The 14,886-nt window shown below is 71.3% G+C and carries 17 protein-coding genes; 5 read left to right on the top strand and 12 right to left on the bottom strand.

Annotated features, from left to right (window positions below):
• Positions 1-5 precede the first annotated feature (5 nt).
• The 8 genes from ACQEWB_RS41680 to ACQEWB_RS41645 all read right to left on the bottom strand — a co-directional run bounded on the left by ACQEWB_RS41680 (position 6) and on the right by ACQEWB_RS41645 (position 7,769).
• Positions 6-896, bottom strand: coding sequence for a dihydrodipicolinate synthase family protein (locus ACQEWB_RS41680; protein ID WP_432840694.1), 891 nt, complete (start codon positions 894-896; stop codon positions 6-8).
• Positions 893-2,302, bottom strand: a complete 1,410-nt coding sequence (locus ACQEWB_RS41675; protein WP_432840692.1) for an FAD-dependent oxidoreductase — start codon at positions 2,300-2,302, stop codon at positions 893-895. The genes ACQEWB_RS41680 and ACQEWB_RS41675 overlap by 4 nt, the downstream gene beginning before the upstream one ends.
• Positions 2,295-2,594 carry a (2Fe-2S)-binding protein gene (locus ACQEWB_RS41670; protein ID WP_432844285.1) on the bottom strand — a complete coding sequence of 100 codons (300 nt, stop codon included), beginning with the start codon at positions 2,592-2,594 and terminating at the stop codon, positions 2,295-2,297. Before ACQEWB_RS41670 ends, ACQEWB_RS41675 begins: the two co-directional genes overlap by 8 nt.
• The gene (locus tag ACQEWB_RS41665) at positions 2,594-3,745 is read right to left on the bottom strand and encodes an NAD(P)/FAD-dependent oxidoreductase (RefSeq protein WP_432840690.1); all 1,152 of its coding nucleotides are present in this window, start codon (positions 3,743-3,745) and stop codon (positions 2,594-2,596) included. The genes ACQEWB_RS41670 and ACQEWB_RS41665 overlap by 1 nt, the downstream gene beginning before the upstream one ends.
• Before the next feature lie 67 nt (positions 3,746-3,812).
• Entirely contained in the window at positions 3,813-4,628 is an 816-nt protein-coding gene (locus ACQEWB_RS41660; RefSeq protein ID WP_432840688.1) for an ABC transporter permease, read from the bottom strand.
• A gap of 11 nt (positions 4,629-4,639) precedes the next feature.
• Positions 4,640-5,503 carry an ABC transporter permease gene (locus ACQEWB_RS41655; protein ID WP_432840686.1) on the bottom strand — a complete coding sequence of 288 codons (864 nt, stop codon included), beginning with the start codon at positions 5,501-5,503 and terminating at the stop codon, positions 4,640-4,642.
• Between the two features lie 4 nt (positions 5,504-5,507).
• Positions 5,508-6,716: an ABC transporter substrate-binding protein gene (locus ACQEWB_RS41650; RefSeq protein ID WP_432840684.1), complete on the bottom strand. Its 1,209-nt coding sequence runs from the start codon at positions 6,714-6,716 to the stop codon at positions 5,508-5,510.
• A gap of 15 nt (positions 6,717-6,731) precedes the next feature.
• Entirely contained in the window at positions 6,732-7,769 is a 1,038-nt protein-coding gene (locus ACQEWB_RS41645) for an ABC transporter ATP-binding protein (protein ID WP_432840682.1), read from the bottom strand.
• Positions 7,770-7,897: 128 nt separating this feature from the next.
• Here ACQEWB_RS41645 and ACQEWB_RS41640 point away from each other — a divergent pair, with 128 nt between their 5' ends.
• A complete protein-coding gene (locus ACQEWB_RS41640) occupies positions 7,898-8,623 on the top strand; it encodes a FadR/GntR family transcriptional regulator (protein ID WP_432844283.1) in 726 nt (241 codons plus the stop codon).
• A 38-nt stretch (positions 8,624-8,661) separates the two neighbouring features.
• Positions 8,662-9,444 (top strand): cache domain-containing protein, encoded by a 783-nt coding sequence (locus tag ACQEWB_RS41635; protein ID WP_432840680.1) that lies wholly within the window; start codon positions 8,662-8,664, stop codon positions 9,442-9,444.
• Between the two features lie 54 nt (positions 9,445-9,498).
• Here the strand turns inward: ACQEWB_RS41635 and ACQEWB_RS41630 are convergent, their stop codons facing one another.
• The gene (locus ACQEWB_RS41630) at positions 9,499-10,161 is read right to left on the bottom strand and encodes a hypothetical protein (protein ID WP_432840678.1); all 663 of its coding nucleotides are present in this window, start codon (positions 10,159-10,161) and stop codon (positions 9,499-9,501) included.
• A 224-nt stretch (positions 10,162-10,385) separates the two neighbouring features.
• Between ACQEWB_RS41630 and ACQEWB_RS41625 the strand changes: the two genes are divergently transcribed.
• The gene (locus tag ACQEWB_RS41625; RefSeq protein WP_432840676.1) at positions 10,386-11,039 is read left to right on the top strand and encodes a helix-turn-helix domain-containing protein; all 654 of its coding nucleotides are present in this window, start codon (positions 10,386-10,388) and stop codon (positions 11,037-11,039) included.
• A 32-nt stretch (positions 11,040-11,071) separates the two neighbouring features.
• Complete coding sequence (locus ACQEWB_RS41620; RefSeq protein WP_432844281.1) at positions 11,072-11,602, top strand: toxin-antitoxin system, toxin component; 531 nt, start codon at positions 11,072-11,074, stop codon at positions 11,600-11,602.
• 9 nt (positions 11,603-11,611) lie between these two features.
• Here the strand turns inward: ACQEWB_RS41620 and ACQEWB_RS41615 are convergent, their stop codons facing one another.
• Positions 11,612-12,631 (bottom strand): alpha/beta fold hydrolase, encoded by a 1,020-nt coding sequence (locus ACQEWB_RS41615; RefSeq protein ID WP_432840674.1) that lies wholly within the window; start codon positions 12,629-12,631, stop codon positions 11,612-11,614.
• Between the two features lie 219 nt (positions 12,632-12,850).
• Here ACQEWB_RS41615 and ACQEWB_RS41610 point away from each other — a divergent pair, with 219 nt between their 5' ends.
• Entirely contained in the window at positions 12,851-13,078 is a 228-nt protein-coding gene (locus ACQEWB_RS41610; RefSeq protein WP_432840672.1) for a hypothetical protein, read from the top strand.
• Positions 13,079-13,099: 21 nt separating this feature from the next.
• Here the strand turns inward: ACQEWB_RS41610 and ACQEWB_RS41605 are convergent, their stop codons facing one another.
• Positions 13,100-13,783: a 4'-phosphopantetheinyl transferase family protein gene (locus ACQEWB_RS41605; protein WP_432840670.1), complete on the bottom strand. Its 684-nt coding sequence runs from the start codon at positions 13,781-13,783 to the stop codon at positions 13,100-13,102.
• A complete protein-coding gene (locus ACQEWB_RS41600; RefSeq protein ID WP_432840668.1) occupies positions 13,780-14,640 on the bottom strand; it encodes a metallophosphoesterase family protein in 861 nt (286 codons plus the stop codon). The genes ACQEWB_RS41605 and ACQEWB_RS41600 overlap by 4 nt, the downstream gene beginning before the upstream one ends.
• Between the last annotated feature and the right edge of the window lie 246 nt (positions 14,641-14,886).

The following is a 14,886-nucleotide window of genomic DNA, read 5'->3' as shown; positions in this document are numbered from 1 at the left end:
GGTCCTTACGCCAATCCGGCCGCGACGGCCTGCTCGGTGGCGGCCCGGACGGCGGCCGCCTGCTCGGGAAGCAACGGAACTCGGGGCGGACGGCAGATCCCACCGTGCCGGCCGACGATGTCCATGGACAACTTGATGGCCTGCACGAACTCGACCCTCGAGTCCCAGCGCAGCAGCGGGTGCAGCTGTTCATACAGCTTCTTGGCGGTGGCCAGGTCGCCGTCGACGGCCGCGTGGTACAGGGCGGCGCTCGCGGCGGGCAGGGCGTTCGGGTAGCCGGCCACCCAGCCCTTCGCACCCGCGATCGCGAGCTCGAGCAGGACGTCGTCGGCGCCGATCAACAGGTCCAGTTCCGGGGCGAGTTCGGCCAGCCGCCAGGCGCGGCGGACATCGCCGGAGAACTCCTTGACGGCGTGGATGTGTCCTTCGGCGTGCAGCTCGGCGAGCAGCTCCGGTACCAGGTCGACCTTGGTGTCGATCGGGTTGTTGTACGCCACGACCGGCACGCCCGCCTTCGCCACCTCGGCGTAGTGCGCGAGCACCGAACGCCCGTCGGCGCGGTAGGCGTTGGGCGGCAGCAGCATCACCGACGCGCACCCCGCGTCGCGCGCCTGCTCGGCCCAGCGGCGGGCCTCGGCGGAGCCGTAGGCGGCGACGCCGGGCATGACGCGCTGCCCGCCGATCGCGGCGACGGCCGTCTCCACGACCTTGGCGCGCTCCTCGGGCGTGAGCACCTGGTACTCGCCGAGGGAGCCGTTGGGGACGACTCCGTCGCAGCCGTTCTCGACGAGCCAGGCACAGTGCTCGGCGTACCTGTCGTAGTTCACGGAGAGGTCGTCGTTCAGCGGGAGTGCGGTGGCGACGAGGACGCCGCGCCAGGGGCGGTGGTCGGTCATGAGGATCCTCTCTCGGTGGGCTGGTCGGGCTCCTGAGCGAGTACGCCGAGCGGCACGGGCCGGGCGAACGGCCGCCGGGACGGGACGAGTTGACAGCCGGTCAGACCGGCGACGGCAGGCCCGCACATTCGGCCCTGACACCACCCCATGCCGGCCCGGGTCAGCAGCTTCACGGTGCGGAGATCGCCCGCGCCGAGCTCGTCGACGGCTTCGCGTACGGTCCCGGCGGTCACCTCCTCGCACCGGCAGACGACGGTGTCGTCGGTGACCCGTTCGCTCCAGTGCGCGGGCGGCCGGTAGACGCGGTCGAGGGCGGCGGCGAACTCCCGTTCTCTCGTACGGGACTTGGCGACCGTCGCCCACTCCCCCGGGTCGGGCTCGGTACCGCGCAGGCGTGCCGCGGCGGAGCTGCCCGCGATGTGCCCCTCGGCGAGTGCGAGGGCCGAGCCGCCGATGCCGGTGGTCTCCCCCGCGGCCCAGACACCGGGGACGTCGGTGCGCTGTTCGTCGTCGACGTGGACGTCCAGGCCGTCGAGGCGGCAACCGAGGCTCTCCGCAAGGTCGGTGTGCGGCAGCATGCCGTGGCTGACCGCAAGGGTGTCGCAGGTGATACGGCGTCCGGTGCCCGGCCTGGCCCGGCCGTCGGCGTCGAGTGCGGCGACCGTCACCGACTCGACGCGCTCGGTGCCGTGGGCTTCGACGACGGTGTGCCGGAAGAGGGTGCGCACCCGGTGCCGGAGCAACCGGCCCGCGTACGCGGCCCCTTCGCCCAGCTTGCCGGGCTGGGCGGCGAGCGCGCGGGACTGCCGTACGAAGGCCCGTGGTTCGGCGGACTCGACGAGGGCCGCCAACTCCGCTCCGGCCGCGGCGAGTCCGGTCGCGACCGGCAGGAGCAGTGGCCCGGTTCCGGCTACGACGGCGGTGCGGCTGGGCAGCGTGAGGGTTCCCTTGAGCATGGCCTGGGCGCCGCCTGCCGTGAGAACACCCGGGAGGGTCCAGCCGGGGAAGGGCAGGACGTGCTCGTACCCGCCGGTGGCGAGGAGCACGGCGTCGGCGCGGACGGTCGCCGGGTCATCCTGCTCGGGGCCGAGGAGTGCGTGGACGGTGAAGCCGTCGGGCAGGCGCTCGACGAACCAGACGTGATGGTCCGTCAAGTGGCGTACGGCGCCTGCCGTTACGTGATCGTTCAGCCCGTCCCTCAGGCGCTCCCAGGTCCGCCATTGGTGGTGCAGGGCCTGCGGGCGGCGGGCGCGGAGTTCGGTGGCGGGCTGCCGGTAGAACTGCCCGCCGGCTGCCGCGGCCGAGTCGATGAGCGTGACCCGTACTCCGCGTTCGGCGGCCGCGAGGGCCGCGGCGAGGCCCGCCGGTCCGGCTCCGATCACCGCCAGCCGCGGTCGTTCACTCATCCCACCCGGTCCCCTCCTGTGTGCGGATCACGTCACCCGGGGCCACCGGAACCAGGCAAGCCCGTTGGTTGGGGCGATCGTTGACGGTGACGAGGCAGTCGAAGCAGACGCCGATGCCGCAGAAGACGCCGCGTGGGCGGCCTTCGCCCCGGCTGGCGCGCCAGGAGGTGACCCCTGCCGTCCACAGTGCGGCGGCGACGGTCTGGCCGGGCAGCGCCTCGATCTCCCGGCCGTCCAGGGTGACCGTGAAGGCCGGCCCCGGGTGGGCGTCGGCGAGGTCGAGCGGCGAGATCACACGGCCTCCTCGGCGAAGCGGTCGGGGCGGAACGGCGTCAGGTCCAGATCGGGTGTCTTCGCGGCCAGGAGTTGCGCGAGCAGGTGCCCGGTGCCGGCGGAGAGGCCGATGCCGGCGCCCTCGTGGCCGCAGGCGTGGTAGAGGCCGGGGACGCGGGGGTCGGGGCCGATGGCGGGCAGGTGGTCCGGCATGTACGGGCGGAAGCCGACGTAGGAACGGATCGCGTGGACGTCGGCCAGGAAGGGAAACAGCCTGGTCGCGCCCGCGGCGAGGGCACGCAGGGCCGGGAGCGAGAACGACCGGTCGAAGCCGACGCGTTCACGGCTCGCGCCGATCAGGATCGGCCCGGCGGCGGTGCCCTCCACGACGGACGAGGTCTGCAACGCGGCCGAGTCGCTGGCCACGTCGGCCACGTAGTCGGCGGCGTACACCTTGTGGCGGACCATGCGCGGCAGGGGTTCGGTGACGAGGACGTAGCCGCGGCGCGGGAGGATCGGGAGGGTGGCACCCGCGAGAGCGGCGAGGTCGCCGCCCCAGGTGCCGGCCGCGTTGACGAGCGCGGGAGCGTGGATGTCGCCCTGGTCGGTTCGCACGCCGAGCACGGCCCCCGCGGAGTCGCGCAGTACGTCCGTCACGGTGCGGCCGGTGAACAGGCGGGCGCCGGACGCCCGCAGCAGATGGGCGGCGGCCAGGGCGGGCATCACCTGGCTGTCCTGCGGATAGTGCATGCCGCCGGGGAGGCCATGGGCGAGGTGGGGTTCGAGGGCGTAGAGGGCGTCGCCCGCGACGGGTTCGGCGGCGACTCCGGCGGCCCGCTGCTCGGCGGCGAGTCCCTCCAGCGCGGTGAGGCCGCCCGGGGAAGTGGCCACGACCACGCCACCCTTGGCCTCGTACTCGATGAACTCCCCGAATTCCTGCGCGAGTTGATCCCAGAGTCGCCCCGACAGCAGCGCGAGGTCCAGCTCGGGACCCGGCGCCTTGTCGGAGACCAGGAGGTTCCCCTCCCCGGCGCCGGTCGTACCGCCGGCCACCGGGCCACGGTCCACCACGACGACGTCCAGGCCGGCACGAGCCGCGTACAGCGCGCAGGCGGCACCTACCATTCCGGCGCCGACCACCACGACATCGCAGGTCAGCGGCTGACTCACGCCAGTACTATGTCACATACCACTGGAGCTGGGAACAGTGCCGACGTGACCCCGAAGCGCCCTGCCCCTAGACCCGACTCCCACTCGCCGTATCCGCGGACAACCGCTGAGCCACGTAGATCGGAACCACCGACAGCAGCACCAGCACCGCCGCCACGACATTCACCACCGGTGCCTGCTGCGGTCGTGTCATGTTGTTGAAGATCCAGATCGGCAGCGTCTCGATCCCCGGCCCCGCCGTGAAGGTCGTCACCACGATCTCGTCGAAGGACAGCGCGAAGGCCAGCAGGCCGCCGGCGAACAGCGCCGAACGGACCAGCGGGAACGTGACGTCGACGAAGGCCCGGAAGGTGTTCGCCCCCAGATCCATCGCCGCCTCCTCGTACGACCCCGATGTGCGCCGAAGCCTCGCCACCACGTTGTTGAAGACCACGACGATGCAGAAGGTCGCGTGTCCGACGATCACCGTGAACAGTCCGAGGCCCACGCCCAGCGGCTCGAGTACCGTACCGAAGGCCGAGTTGAGGGCGATGCCCGTGACGATGCCGGGCAGGGCGATCGGCAGGACGACCACGAAAGAGATGGCGTCCCGGCCGAAGAAGCGGTGCCGGGCGACGGCGAAGGCGATGAGCGTGCCCAGCACGAGGGCGATGGCGGTGGCGCCCAGACCCGCCTTGACGGAGACCCAAAGTGCCTCCCGCGCGCCGGAGTTCTGCCACGCCACCGACCACCAGCGCAGCGTCAGGCGCGGTGGGGGCCAGCTCGCGCTGCGGTCCGGGTTGAGGGAGTTGACGAGGACCAGCAGCAACGGGAGGTAGATCACGGCGAATCCGAGCCCGGCGGCGACGCGCAGCGCGATGCGCGCGGAACGGGAGAGTTGCACGGCGAGCTCCTCTACAGGCTGCTGAGCGCGCCCGTGCGGCGCATCGCCAGCAGGTACACGACGATGACGACGACCGGGACGGTGCCGAGCGCGGCGGCCATCGGCAGGTTGAGTTCGATGTTGGAGTAGACGAGGTTGCCGATGAGCTGGGTCTTGCCGCCGACGATCTGCACAGTGATGTAGTCGCCGAGGCTCAGCGAGAAGGTGAAGACCGACCCGGCGACGACGGACGGCAGCACCATCGGCAGTACGACGGAACGGAAGGTCCGCCAGGACCGTGCCCCCAGGTCCGCGGACGCGTCGAGCAGGTTGGCGGGCAGCTGCTCAAGCGCCGTGTGGATCGGCAGGATCATGTACGGCAGCCAGAGGTACGTCAGGGTCAGTACGGCGGCGGGAAGGCCGAAGCCCGGTCCGCTCAGGCCGAACGGCTTCAGCATCCAGTCGGCCAGTCCGCCCTCGGACAGGATCAGCCGCCAGGCGTACACCTTGACCAGGTAACTCGCCCACAGGGGCGTCAGGATGGCGACGACCAGCAGCGGGCGCCACCTCGGCTTCGCCACCCGCGCGGTGTAGAAGGCGACCGGGGAGGCGATCACCACGCACAGGGCGGTGACCGCGAGGGCCACGCCGATGCTGCGGAGGATCACCTGGCGGTAGACGGGCGTGGTGAACAGCGCGTGGAAGTTGTCGGTCGACCAGACCTTCACCACCTCGGAGGTGAAGGAGTCGGTGGTCCAGAACGCGGAGGCGAACAGGACGGCGAGCGAGCCGAGGTAGAGCACGGCCAGCCACAGCAGCGGCGCGGTCAGCAGCAGGGCCAGCCGGAGCCGGGGGCGCCGGTGCAGCGCCCCCGCCGTCCGGGTCAGTACGGTCACGTGTTCAGCCCTTGATCTCGGTCCAGGCCTGGACCCACTTGGCGTAGGGCACGCACTTCACGTCCGTACGGCCGTCCAGGCACTGCTCGATGGGCGTGTTCCAGAAGGCGATGTTCTTCCAGTAGCTCTCTTCCGAGGCGTGGTAGGTCGTGCAGAAGGTCTTGTCGCTGGTGTAGTCGCAGGCCTTGGAGTTGGCCGGGGCCTCGCCGAAGTACTCGGCGACCTGGGCGTTGACCTTCGGGGAGACGATCCAGTTCATCCACTGGTAGGCGCAGTTGGGGTGCTTGGCCTTGGAGTAGAGCATCCAGGTGTCGGACCAGCCGGTCGAACCCTCCTTGGGCACGAAGGCCTTGACCTTGACGCCCTCGTCGGCGGTGAGGTTGGCGATCACCTGCCAGGTGGTGCCGACAACGGAGTCACCGCTCTTGAAGGCGGAGATCTCCTTGAGGTAGTCGCTCCAGTACTCGCCGATGTCGGCGTTCTGCTTCTTCAGCAGCGCGACGGCCGCGTCGAACTGCTTCTGGTCGAGGGCGTACGGGTCCTTGATCTTCAACTCGGGCTTGGTGGCCTTGAGATACAGCGCCGCGTCCGCGATGTAGATCGGGGAGTCGTACGCCGTCACATGGCCCTTGTACTTCGAGGCGTCGTCGAACACCGCGGACCAGGAGGTGGGGGCCGGGCTGACCTTCTGGGTGTTGTACATCAGCAGGTTGGCGCCCCGGCCGTGCGGGATGCCGTACATCTGGCCCTTGACGGAGTTCCAGCTGCCGTTCTTCAACCCGCTGAAGATGTCGGCGTAGTTGGGGACCAGCTTGGTGTTCACGGGGGCCGCGTCGCCGGACGCGATGAGGCGCAGGGAGGCGTCGCCGGAGGCGGAGACGGCGTCGTACTGGCCGGTCTTCATCAGCTTGACCATCTCGTCGGAGCTGGCGGCGACCTTGGAGTTGACCTTGCAGCCGGTCTGCTTCTCGAAGGGGGTGACCCAGTCGACCTCGGGGTCGTTGGAGCCGTCCTCGACGTAGCCGGCCCAGGCTATGAGGTTGACCTGGCCCTCGGACGTGCCGAGCTTCGACTGGGCTTTGAGGTCAGGGGGGTTGAGGCCGGTGGCCGAGGAGCTGCCGGAGTCGGAGGATCCGCAGGCGGTGGCCGCGACGAGCAGCGCGGCGGCGGCCGCCACCTGGAACGTTCGGGTGATGCGCACGACGTTCTCCATAACCGTGAGGGGGCTTCAGCGGGTGTCGGGGACCTGGATCGTGTGGCGGTGGTGCCACTGAAGGCGGACCCTGGTGCCGCGGTAGGCGGCGACGTCCTCGGCGGAGGTCTCCAGGTTCTGCTGGAGCGCGGTGAGGCGGCCGCCGGCGTCGAGGTCGACCAGGAAGCGGGTCGCGTCCCCCAGGTAGACGACCTCGGCGACGGTGCCGACGGCGGTCGTGTGGTCCGGCTCGTCGGTCTCGGCCGACTCCTTGAGGATCCGGATCTTCTCGGGCCGGACGCTGTAGACGCCGGGGGTGCCGACGACGCGCTGCGCGGACTCGCCCTCCAGCAGGTTGGAGGTGCCGACGAAGGACGCCACGAAGGGGGTCGCGGGGCGTTCGTAGATCTCGGCGGGGGTGCCGACCTGCTGGATGCGGCCCTGGTCGAAGACGGCGATGCGGTCGCTCATCGTCAGGGCCTCCTCCTGGTCGTGGGTGACGAAGACGAAGGTGATGCCGACCTCGCGTTGCAGGGCCTTGAGCTCGACCTGCATCTGCTCGCGCAGCTTGAGGTCGAGGGCGCCGAGTGGTTCGTCCAGCAGCAGTACGCGGGGGCGGCCGACGAGGGCGCGGGCGAGGGCCACGCGCTGACGCTGGCCGCCGGACAGCTGGGCGGGCCTGCGCTTGCCGTAACCCTCCAGGCGTACCTCTGCAAGGGCCTTGCGGGCGCGCACCAGCCGTTCCGCCTTGGGGACCTTGCGGACCCTGAGGGGGTAGGCGACGTTCTGCTCGACGGTCATGTGCGGGAAGAGGGCGTAGTCCTGGAAGACGGTGTGCACGTCCCGTTCGAAGGGGGCGAGGCCGGTGACCTCCTGCCCGGCGAGCTCGATCCGTCCCTCCGTCGGTGTCTCGAACCCGGCGATCATGCGCAGCACGGTGGTCTTGCCCGAGCCCGAGGGGCCGAGCATGGAGAAGAACTCCCCGTCCCTGATCTCCAGGTCGATCCCGGCCACCGCGGTCGTCTCCCCGAACGACTTCCGCAGTTCCTCCAGCCGGATCGCAATCCCCTCCATGGGCGGGAACCTTTCTGGCGCTCTCTTACGTTAAGCGGAAAGATATGAAGTCATAGTTCAAAGCTCAAGGCCCCCTTAGGGTAAAGCTTGAGTCAACGCACAAGGTGGTGGCCGTGAAGCAGCAGCAGATGAACGGCGGCGCCCGCAGAGCCGTCTTCACCCCGGTGGACAACCGCGCCCGCGTCGACGCGGTGGTCCGCCGCATCGGCGACGCCATCGAGCTCGGCCTGCTCGCCGACGGGGAGCAGCTGCCCGGCGAGAGCGAGCTGGCGGGCCAGCTCGGTGTGTCCACCGTGACCCTGCGGGAGGCTCTGATGGCCCTGCGCCAGCAGGGTCTGGTCACCACCCGGCGGGGCCGCGGCGGCGGCTCCTTCGTCTCCCTCCCGGAAGTGCCCGGCGAGGAGCGCCTCAAGGTCCGGCTGCGTGGCTGGAGCCCCGAGGAGCTGCGCGACCTGGGCGACCACTGGGCCGCCCTGTCCGGTATGGCGGCCCGGCTCGCCGCGGAGCGCACGGAGCCGGACGACCTCGTACAACTACGGCGTACGGCCGAGGAGTTGGGCCAGGCCGAGGACGCGGCGGCGCGCAGTCGCGTATACGGCCGCTTCCATGTGGAGCTGGCCGCGGCCGCCCAGTCGGCCCGGCTGACCCGTGAACAGGTGGCTCTCCAGACGGAGGTCGGGGCGCTGCTCTGCCTTGTGCTCGGGGACGACGAATATCGTGAAGAGGTGGCGGACCGTCACCGGTCCGTAATCTCGGCCGTGCAGGATGGGGCCCACACATCGGCCAGGGAGCTGGCCGAGCGGTGCGTCCAGGAGTCGACGGCACGGCTGATCGCGTTGCGCCTCGCCCTCTGAAGCCGCGCCGCGCCCGGTCCCGTCCGCTGGAGGGCGCCATGAGCAGCAGCCCCGGCCTGGTCAGCGCGGCGGCCACGACGCTCGGCGCGTCCGTCGAGGAGCAGGTGGCGGCACAGGTCGGCGGTGCGCTCGAGGCGGTGTTCGGGGCCGTCGCCGAGACCCGGGCCGATACGGCGGCCCTGCTCGCGCGGGTGGCCGCGGAGCACCGCCGGCCCGCGACCGTGGACCTCGCCGCACTGCGCCCCGGCCTCCATCTGCGGCTGAACCGGCAGGAGTTGGTGTCCGGCGTGGGCTTCGTCGCCGCGCCGGGGCTGCTGGCCGACGTACCGGCGTGGCTGGAGTGGTGGCAGAGCACCGCCGAGGGCGACGTACGGCCGCTGCTGCTGGACCTGGACCCGAACCAGTCGGCGTACTCGGACTACACGCACTGGGACTGGTTCGCGCTGCCCCGGGACACCGGTGAGCGGGCGGTGGCGGGGCCGTACGTCGACTACCTCTGCTCGGACGAGTACAGCCTCACCCTGTCCGCGCCGGTCGAGGTGGCGGGCCGGTTCGCGGGCGTGGCTGCGGCGGACATCTACCTGCGCCACTTCGAGGCGGCCGCGCTGCCGCTGCTGCGCCGGCTGCCCGGGCGCACCCGCCTGGTGAACGCCCGTGGCCGGGTGGCGGCTTCGGCCGACCCGGCGCACCTCGCCGGCTCCCTCACCAAGGGACCGGACTTCGGCGCCGTACTGGAGCGGGGGCGGCCCGCCCGGCACGACGGGATGCGGCTGATCCCCTGCCGGGGCGTCCCGCTCGTCCTGGTGACGTCCGCGCGCTGACCGCCGGTTTGCTGACATGGCACCGTCGGCGACCTGAACGCCGGCGGGGCCAGGTCAGGCCTCGGAGGCCGGCACCACCCTGAGGTGTGCGCCCGCGAGGCGTGCCGAGCGGGCCCGAGGCCGCTCACGGCGGGCCTCCCGCAGCACCAGCGTCATCCGCGTGTATCCCATGTCCCGCAGCGTCCGCGGCGTCTCGTCCACGACCCGGCACTCGGTGGCACCCCACCGCGGATCGGGATGCACCAGAGACCGTACGGCGCCGTCGTGTTCCACCGCCCGCTCGCCCATCACCCGGATCCAGTGCGGCAGGCCCTGCCGGTAGGCGGCCTCCATGATCGGGTCCTGGGCGATCTCCCGCCGGATGGCCTGGAGCCCGTGGTCGTGGCCGTACCGCTCGACGGCGGCGGCGAAGTGGGCCAGCATCGGCAGGCACCAGCTCGACTCGTGCTCGCCGAGCACGGTCCCCGCGTCCGGGTGGAACAGCACGAATCTGAGGAAGTTCTCGCCGGGCATGGCCGTCGGATGCGGGCCCATCGCGCTGAAAAGTGACGCGAAAGCGTTGTTGGAGAGAACGACGTCCCAGCGGTGGTCGATGACTACGGACGGGAAGGGGACGGCCTCCAGGAGGGCGGCGTAGTCCTGTAGGTACGCCTGGGCCTCGGGACTCTCGGGGACGGGCCGCGGTGCCGGCCGCTGCCCTCCTGCCTGAAACGCCATCGGGAGGTCACCCCTCTTGCCTATGCGGCCACGCGCGTGGCGCCTTGATCCTGGGGCCCGGACGCGAGTTGTGTCAACTATCGTGGCATTCCATGCCGGTTGACGGCTGAAATTGGCCACAGTTGTGGCGACGTCTGGATGTGAGTTCGAACCACCCGGTAATCTCCGTCGAGTTCACGGCAACCGCTTGTGAGAAGCCTGTGAGAAACGTAGGAGATCTGTCGGTGACGGATGGCTTCGAGAGTCCGGGCACCACGGCGACGAACGCGGCGCTGTCGGCCGCCGTCGCTCGCGTCACCACGCTCGCCGGTCGCCTGGGCGTGCCGAACGCGGAGGTCTTCGACACGGTCCGGCTGTCGGTCGCCTCGGGCGTCCCGGAACCGGTCGTCAAGGCGCTGCTGCGCGGCCACCCCGCCGGTGAGCCCGACGTGCAGGCCCGCTTCCTCCAGCGCCTCGACCTGCTCCGCCGTACCCGCCTGAAGCCCAACGGCCGCAAGTACACCCAGCAGGAGATCGCCGACGGCGCGGGCATGTCCCGCCAGCAGGCCGGCGCCCTGATCAACGGCGACCGGCGGCCCACGATGGAGCACTGTGACGCCATCCAGCGCTTCTTCCGCGTGCACGCGGGCTTCCTGACGGCCGCGGACCCCGAGGCCCTCACCGGCACCCTCCAGGGCACCGAGCAGGAGCTGCTGCAGAAGCTCGCCGAGCGGGAGCAGGCCGGGGCGGCCGAGGACCCGCTGGAGAAGCTGCTTCAGGACCACGGCGTCCGGGGCATCGCCTGGCGGGCCGCCCAGCTGCCCACCGACCAGCACCGCGACAAGGTGGCGGAGTGGCTGGACATGCTTCTGGAGAGCGTCAAGCGGCCCGAGTCGTGAGCCGAGGGAGAACTGTGGGGATCGGCAGGGAAATGCGCCGCCTGTGCGGCGAGTTGGTCGCGGAACTCACGCTCCCGGTGCCGGCCTCGCCCACGGACCTGTACGGCGCCCTGTGCGCGGCCATGAGCAGACGCCGAGCCCGCCCGGTCCACTTCCGTACGGCCGCCTTCCCGCCGGACACGGCCAGCGGCCTGTGGCTCGACATGACCGACCAGGACCTCGTCGTGATCGAGGAACGCACCGCCCCCGACCACCAGTTGGTGATCCTGGGCCACGAGCTGTGGCACATGCAGGCGGGGCACTGCGGCCGGCACGTCGAGGGCACCAAGGTCGCGGCCCGCCTCCTGGACGACGAGGCCGACCTGCGGGCCACCCTCCGCGCGGTCGCCGCCCGCACCCACTTCGACCTCGCCGAGGAGAAGGAGGCCGAGGCCTTCGGCCTGCTGCTGGCGAGCAAGTGCCGTACGTGGCTTGCCGGTTCGGGGCACCGGGGGCCGGTGCCGCGCGACCATCTGGCGGGGCGCATCGAGGCGTCGCTGGGGTATCTGGGACCGCAGGGCTAGCCGCCTGCCTCAGGTGGCGCTGCGCTCGCTGGCCTCTCTGAGGTCTCGTTCCACCGGTCGGCCGCGGGCCGTGTCGCGTCCCTCCACGAGCAGGTCTCGCCAGTGTTCCCGGCTCCAGTCCGCCGGGTCGGTGGTGGCCGTGAACTCCTCGACCAGGGAGACGAAGCGGGCCGGATCGGAGTGGAAGGGGAAGTGTCCCGCCCCTTCGAAGATCTCCAGCCGGCTGCCCGGCATCGCCTCGTGCGCCCCGAACGCGTGCCGTACCGGCACCACGCTGTCCCGGTCGCCCCACAGCAGCATGGTCGGCATGCCCTCGGTCAGATAGCAGCGGTCCAGCATGGTGACGACCTGCCCGCGCCAGTCGACGACGGCACGCAGGGTGCGGATGAAGGCGTTGCGGGAGGTCTCGTCCGGCAGGGCGTCCACCAGGTTGACCAACTCGGGGGCGTCCTGGCCGAGGTCGGTGTCCAGGAGCCTCATCAGCCGCACCGCGAGCCCCACCTGTGACCGCATCCCCGGCAACCGCAGCGCGGACAGCATCAGATGGGCCCCGGGCAGCGACACCAGCCGCAGTACGGGGTTCACCTCTCGTCCCACCCCGCCCGCGCTGACCAGGATGAGCCGCTCGGTGCGCTCGGGGAACTGGTAGGCGAACTGCATCGCCACTCCCCCGCCCAGCGAGTGCCCGACCAGGGTCGCGGACTCGATGCCGAGCGTGGTGAGCAGGTCCCGCACGCCGTTGGCGTACGCGGCCACCGAGTAGTCGGCGCGCGGCTTGTCGGAGTGGCCGTGGCCGAGCAGGTCGGGCGCGATGACGGTGTGCGTGCGGGCGAGGTCGGGGATCAGCTCGGCCCAGGTAGCGGACGAGTCACCGATGCCGTGGATGAGCACCAGGGCGGGGCCCTCGCCGGCCATGCGGAAGGCACGCCGGTAGCCGTGCACCATGCGGTACTGCAACTCCAGTTCGCCGTCGGCCACCGAGCGAAGCCGTACGGCCCGCACCGGGCGTCGCCGAGGTCCTTCGACCACGCTCGCCTCCCCGTTCCAGGGCCGCTCCAAGGCGGCCGAAAGCCCTTCCACTCCAGCGTAGGACGGCTTTCCCACAAGGGATTTCGAGGACGTTTCGCCTCCGCTAAGCGGGCGAAAGGGCCGGTGCCCGGACCCGATTGTCAGTGGTGGACGGCAAGCTGGAGTTGCGCCCCTCTGCGCGGGGCGCGACCGAGCAGCCGACGCGGGGAGAGCCGACCGATGCACACTGCCGTACTGACCGACCGCGAGCGCACCGCCGTGCAGGCCTACCTGCGGCTCTTGCACACCGTACGAGCCGCTTTCGACGGTCCGCCCGGCGCGTCCCGACCACCGCTCGTGCCGCCCTCCGTGCTGGCGGAGGCGGAGCAGGCGCTGGCGGCCGCGGGGCTGACGGGGAACGAGGAGGAGTTCTTCCGGCTGCTCCAGAGCTGGTGCCCGGAGCCGTGAGCCGGGGTCCGGCCGGGGGCGTCAGGGGATGTGCGGCACGCTGACCGCCGTCGCCACCAGCCCCCGCTGGACCGTCCAGCGCCCCTCGAAGTGCCCGAGCCGACGGCCGCCCACCATCGGTCCGGGTACGAGGAGTTCGGCGCGGAAGGAGCCGTGCAGGCGCTCGCCGGGGTCGACCGTGACCTCGATGTCGGCCTCGGTGAACTCCAGCCACTGGCCGGTGAGCGGGAACCACGCCTTGTAGACCGACTCCTTGGCGCTGAACAGGAGCCGGTCCCAGTGCACCTCGGGGTGGTCCGCGGCGAGCCGGCGCAGCCTCGCCCCCTCGTCGGGCAGGGACACGGCGTCCAGGACGCCGTCCGGGAGCGGGCCGTGGGGTTCGGCGTCGATGCCGAGGGAGACCAGGTCACGGGCGCGGACCAGGGCGGCGGCGCAGTAGCCGTCGCAGTGGGTCATGCTGCCGGCCAGACCGGCGGGCCAGCCGGGTGCGCCGCGCTCGCCGGGCAGCAGGGGCTGCGGGGGCACGCCGAGCTTCTCCATGGCTCGGCGGGCGCAGGCACGCACGAGGGCGAACTCGCGGCGCCGCTTCTCGACAGCCTGCGCGACGACCTCGGCCTCCTCGGGGTACAGCGGCGCGGGCTCGGTCCCGTCGTCGCCGTGCACCTCGACGGCCACCACCTCGTGCGGCAGCAGCTCCTCGATCACCCGTCCCCGACCTCCTTCGGCAGGATGCGACGCAGTCTTCCCGGCGGCTGCGGGCGCTTGCTCCACTCGCGCGGGTAGCCGACGGACACCTCCTCGAAGCGGACGCCCTCGTGCCAGGTGGTCCGCGGGATGTGGAGGTGGCCGTAGACCATGGTCTCCACCCGGAAGCGGCGGTGCCAGTCGGCGGTCAGCTCGGTGCCGCACCACATGGCGAACTCGGGGTGCCACAGGACGTCACAGGGATGCCGGTCCAGGGGGTAGTGGTTGACCAGGACGGTCGGCAGGTCCTCGGGCAGGGCGGCGAGCCGGCGCTCGGTCTCGGCGACCCGGGCGCGGCACCAGGACTCGCGGGACGGGTAGGGGTCGGGGTGCAGCAGGTACTCGTCGTTGCAGACGATTCCGGTGCCGTGGGCGTACTCCAGTCCCTGCGCCTTGGTGACGAAGCCGGACGGCAGGAACGAGTAGTCGTAGAGGAGGAAGAGCGGGGCGACGACCACCGGGCCACCGGGGCCGTCCCAGATCGGATACGGGTCCTCGGGTGTGACGACGCCCAGGTCGCGGCACATGTCGACGAGGTGTTCGTAGCGGGCGACACCGCGCAGGGTGACGGGGTCCTTGGGATGGGTCCACAGTTCGTGGTTGCCGGGCACCCAGATCACCTTGGCGAAGCGGCCGGCGAGGGTCTTGAGGGCCCAGCGGATGTCGGAGACGGTCTCCGAGACGTCACCGGCGACGAGCAGCCAGTCGTCGTCCGTCTCCGGCTGCATCGCCTCGACGAGAGCGCGGTTCTCGGCGTATCCGATGTGGAGGTCGCTGATGGCCAGCAGCTGTCCGGCACCACCGGCCGTCGACGTCACCTGTCGCCCCCTCCGCACTCCCACGCGCACCCGAACGGCACCACGACAACATATCCGCGCCGCCCGGACAAGGCGGCACCGGACGGGCGTCGCGGGGCGGGCACCGGATGGCGGGGAATCCGTAACACGTACGTTGCACGCGGGGCCCCTTGAAAGCCGTATGATCGCCCCAACACCACCGCTACGAGCCCCCTTCACAGGGGCTTTTTGGCGACCCTCCAACTCCCCTGCCCGGGCACGGGCTTG

The sequence above is a fragment of the Streptomyces sp. CA-249302 genome (assembly GCF_050936785.1).
In the GTDB taxonomy this organism is placed as follows: Bacteria; Actinomycetota; Actinomycetes; order Streptomycetales; family Streptomycetaceae; genus Streptomyces.
The sequence above is the reverse complement of the archived record's forward strand: the minus strand, read 5'-3'. Positions and strand labels throughout refer to the sequence as shown.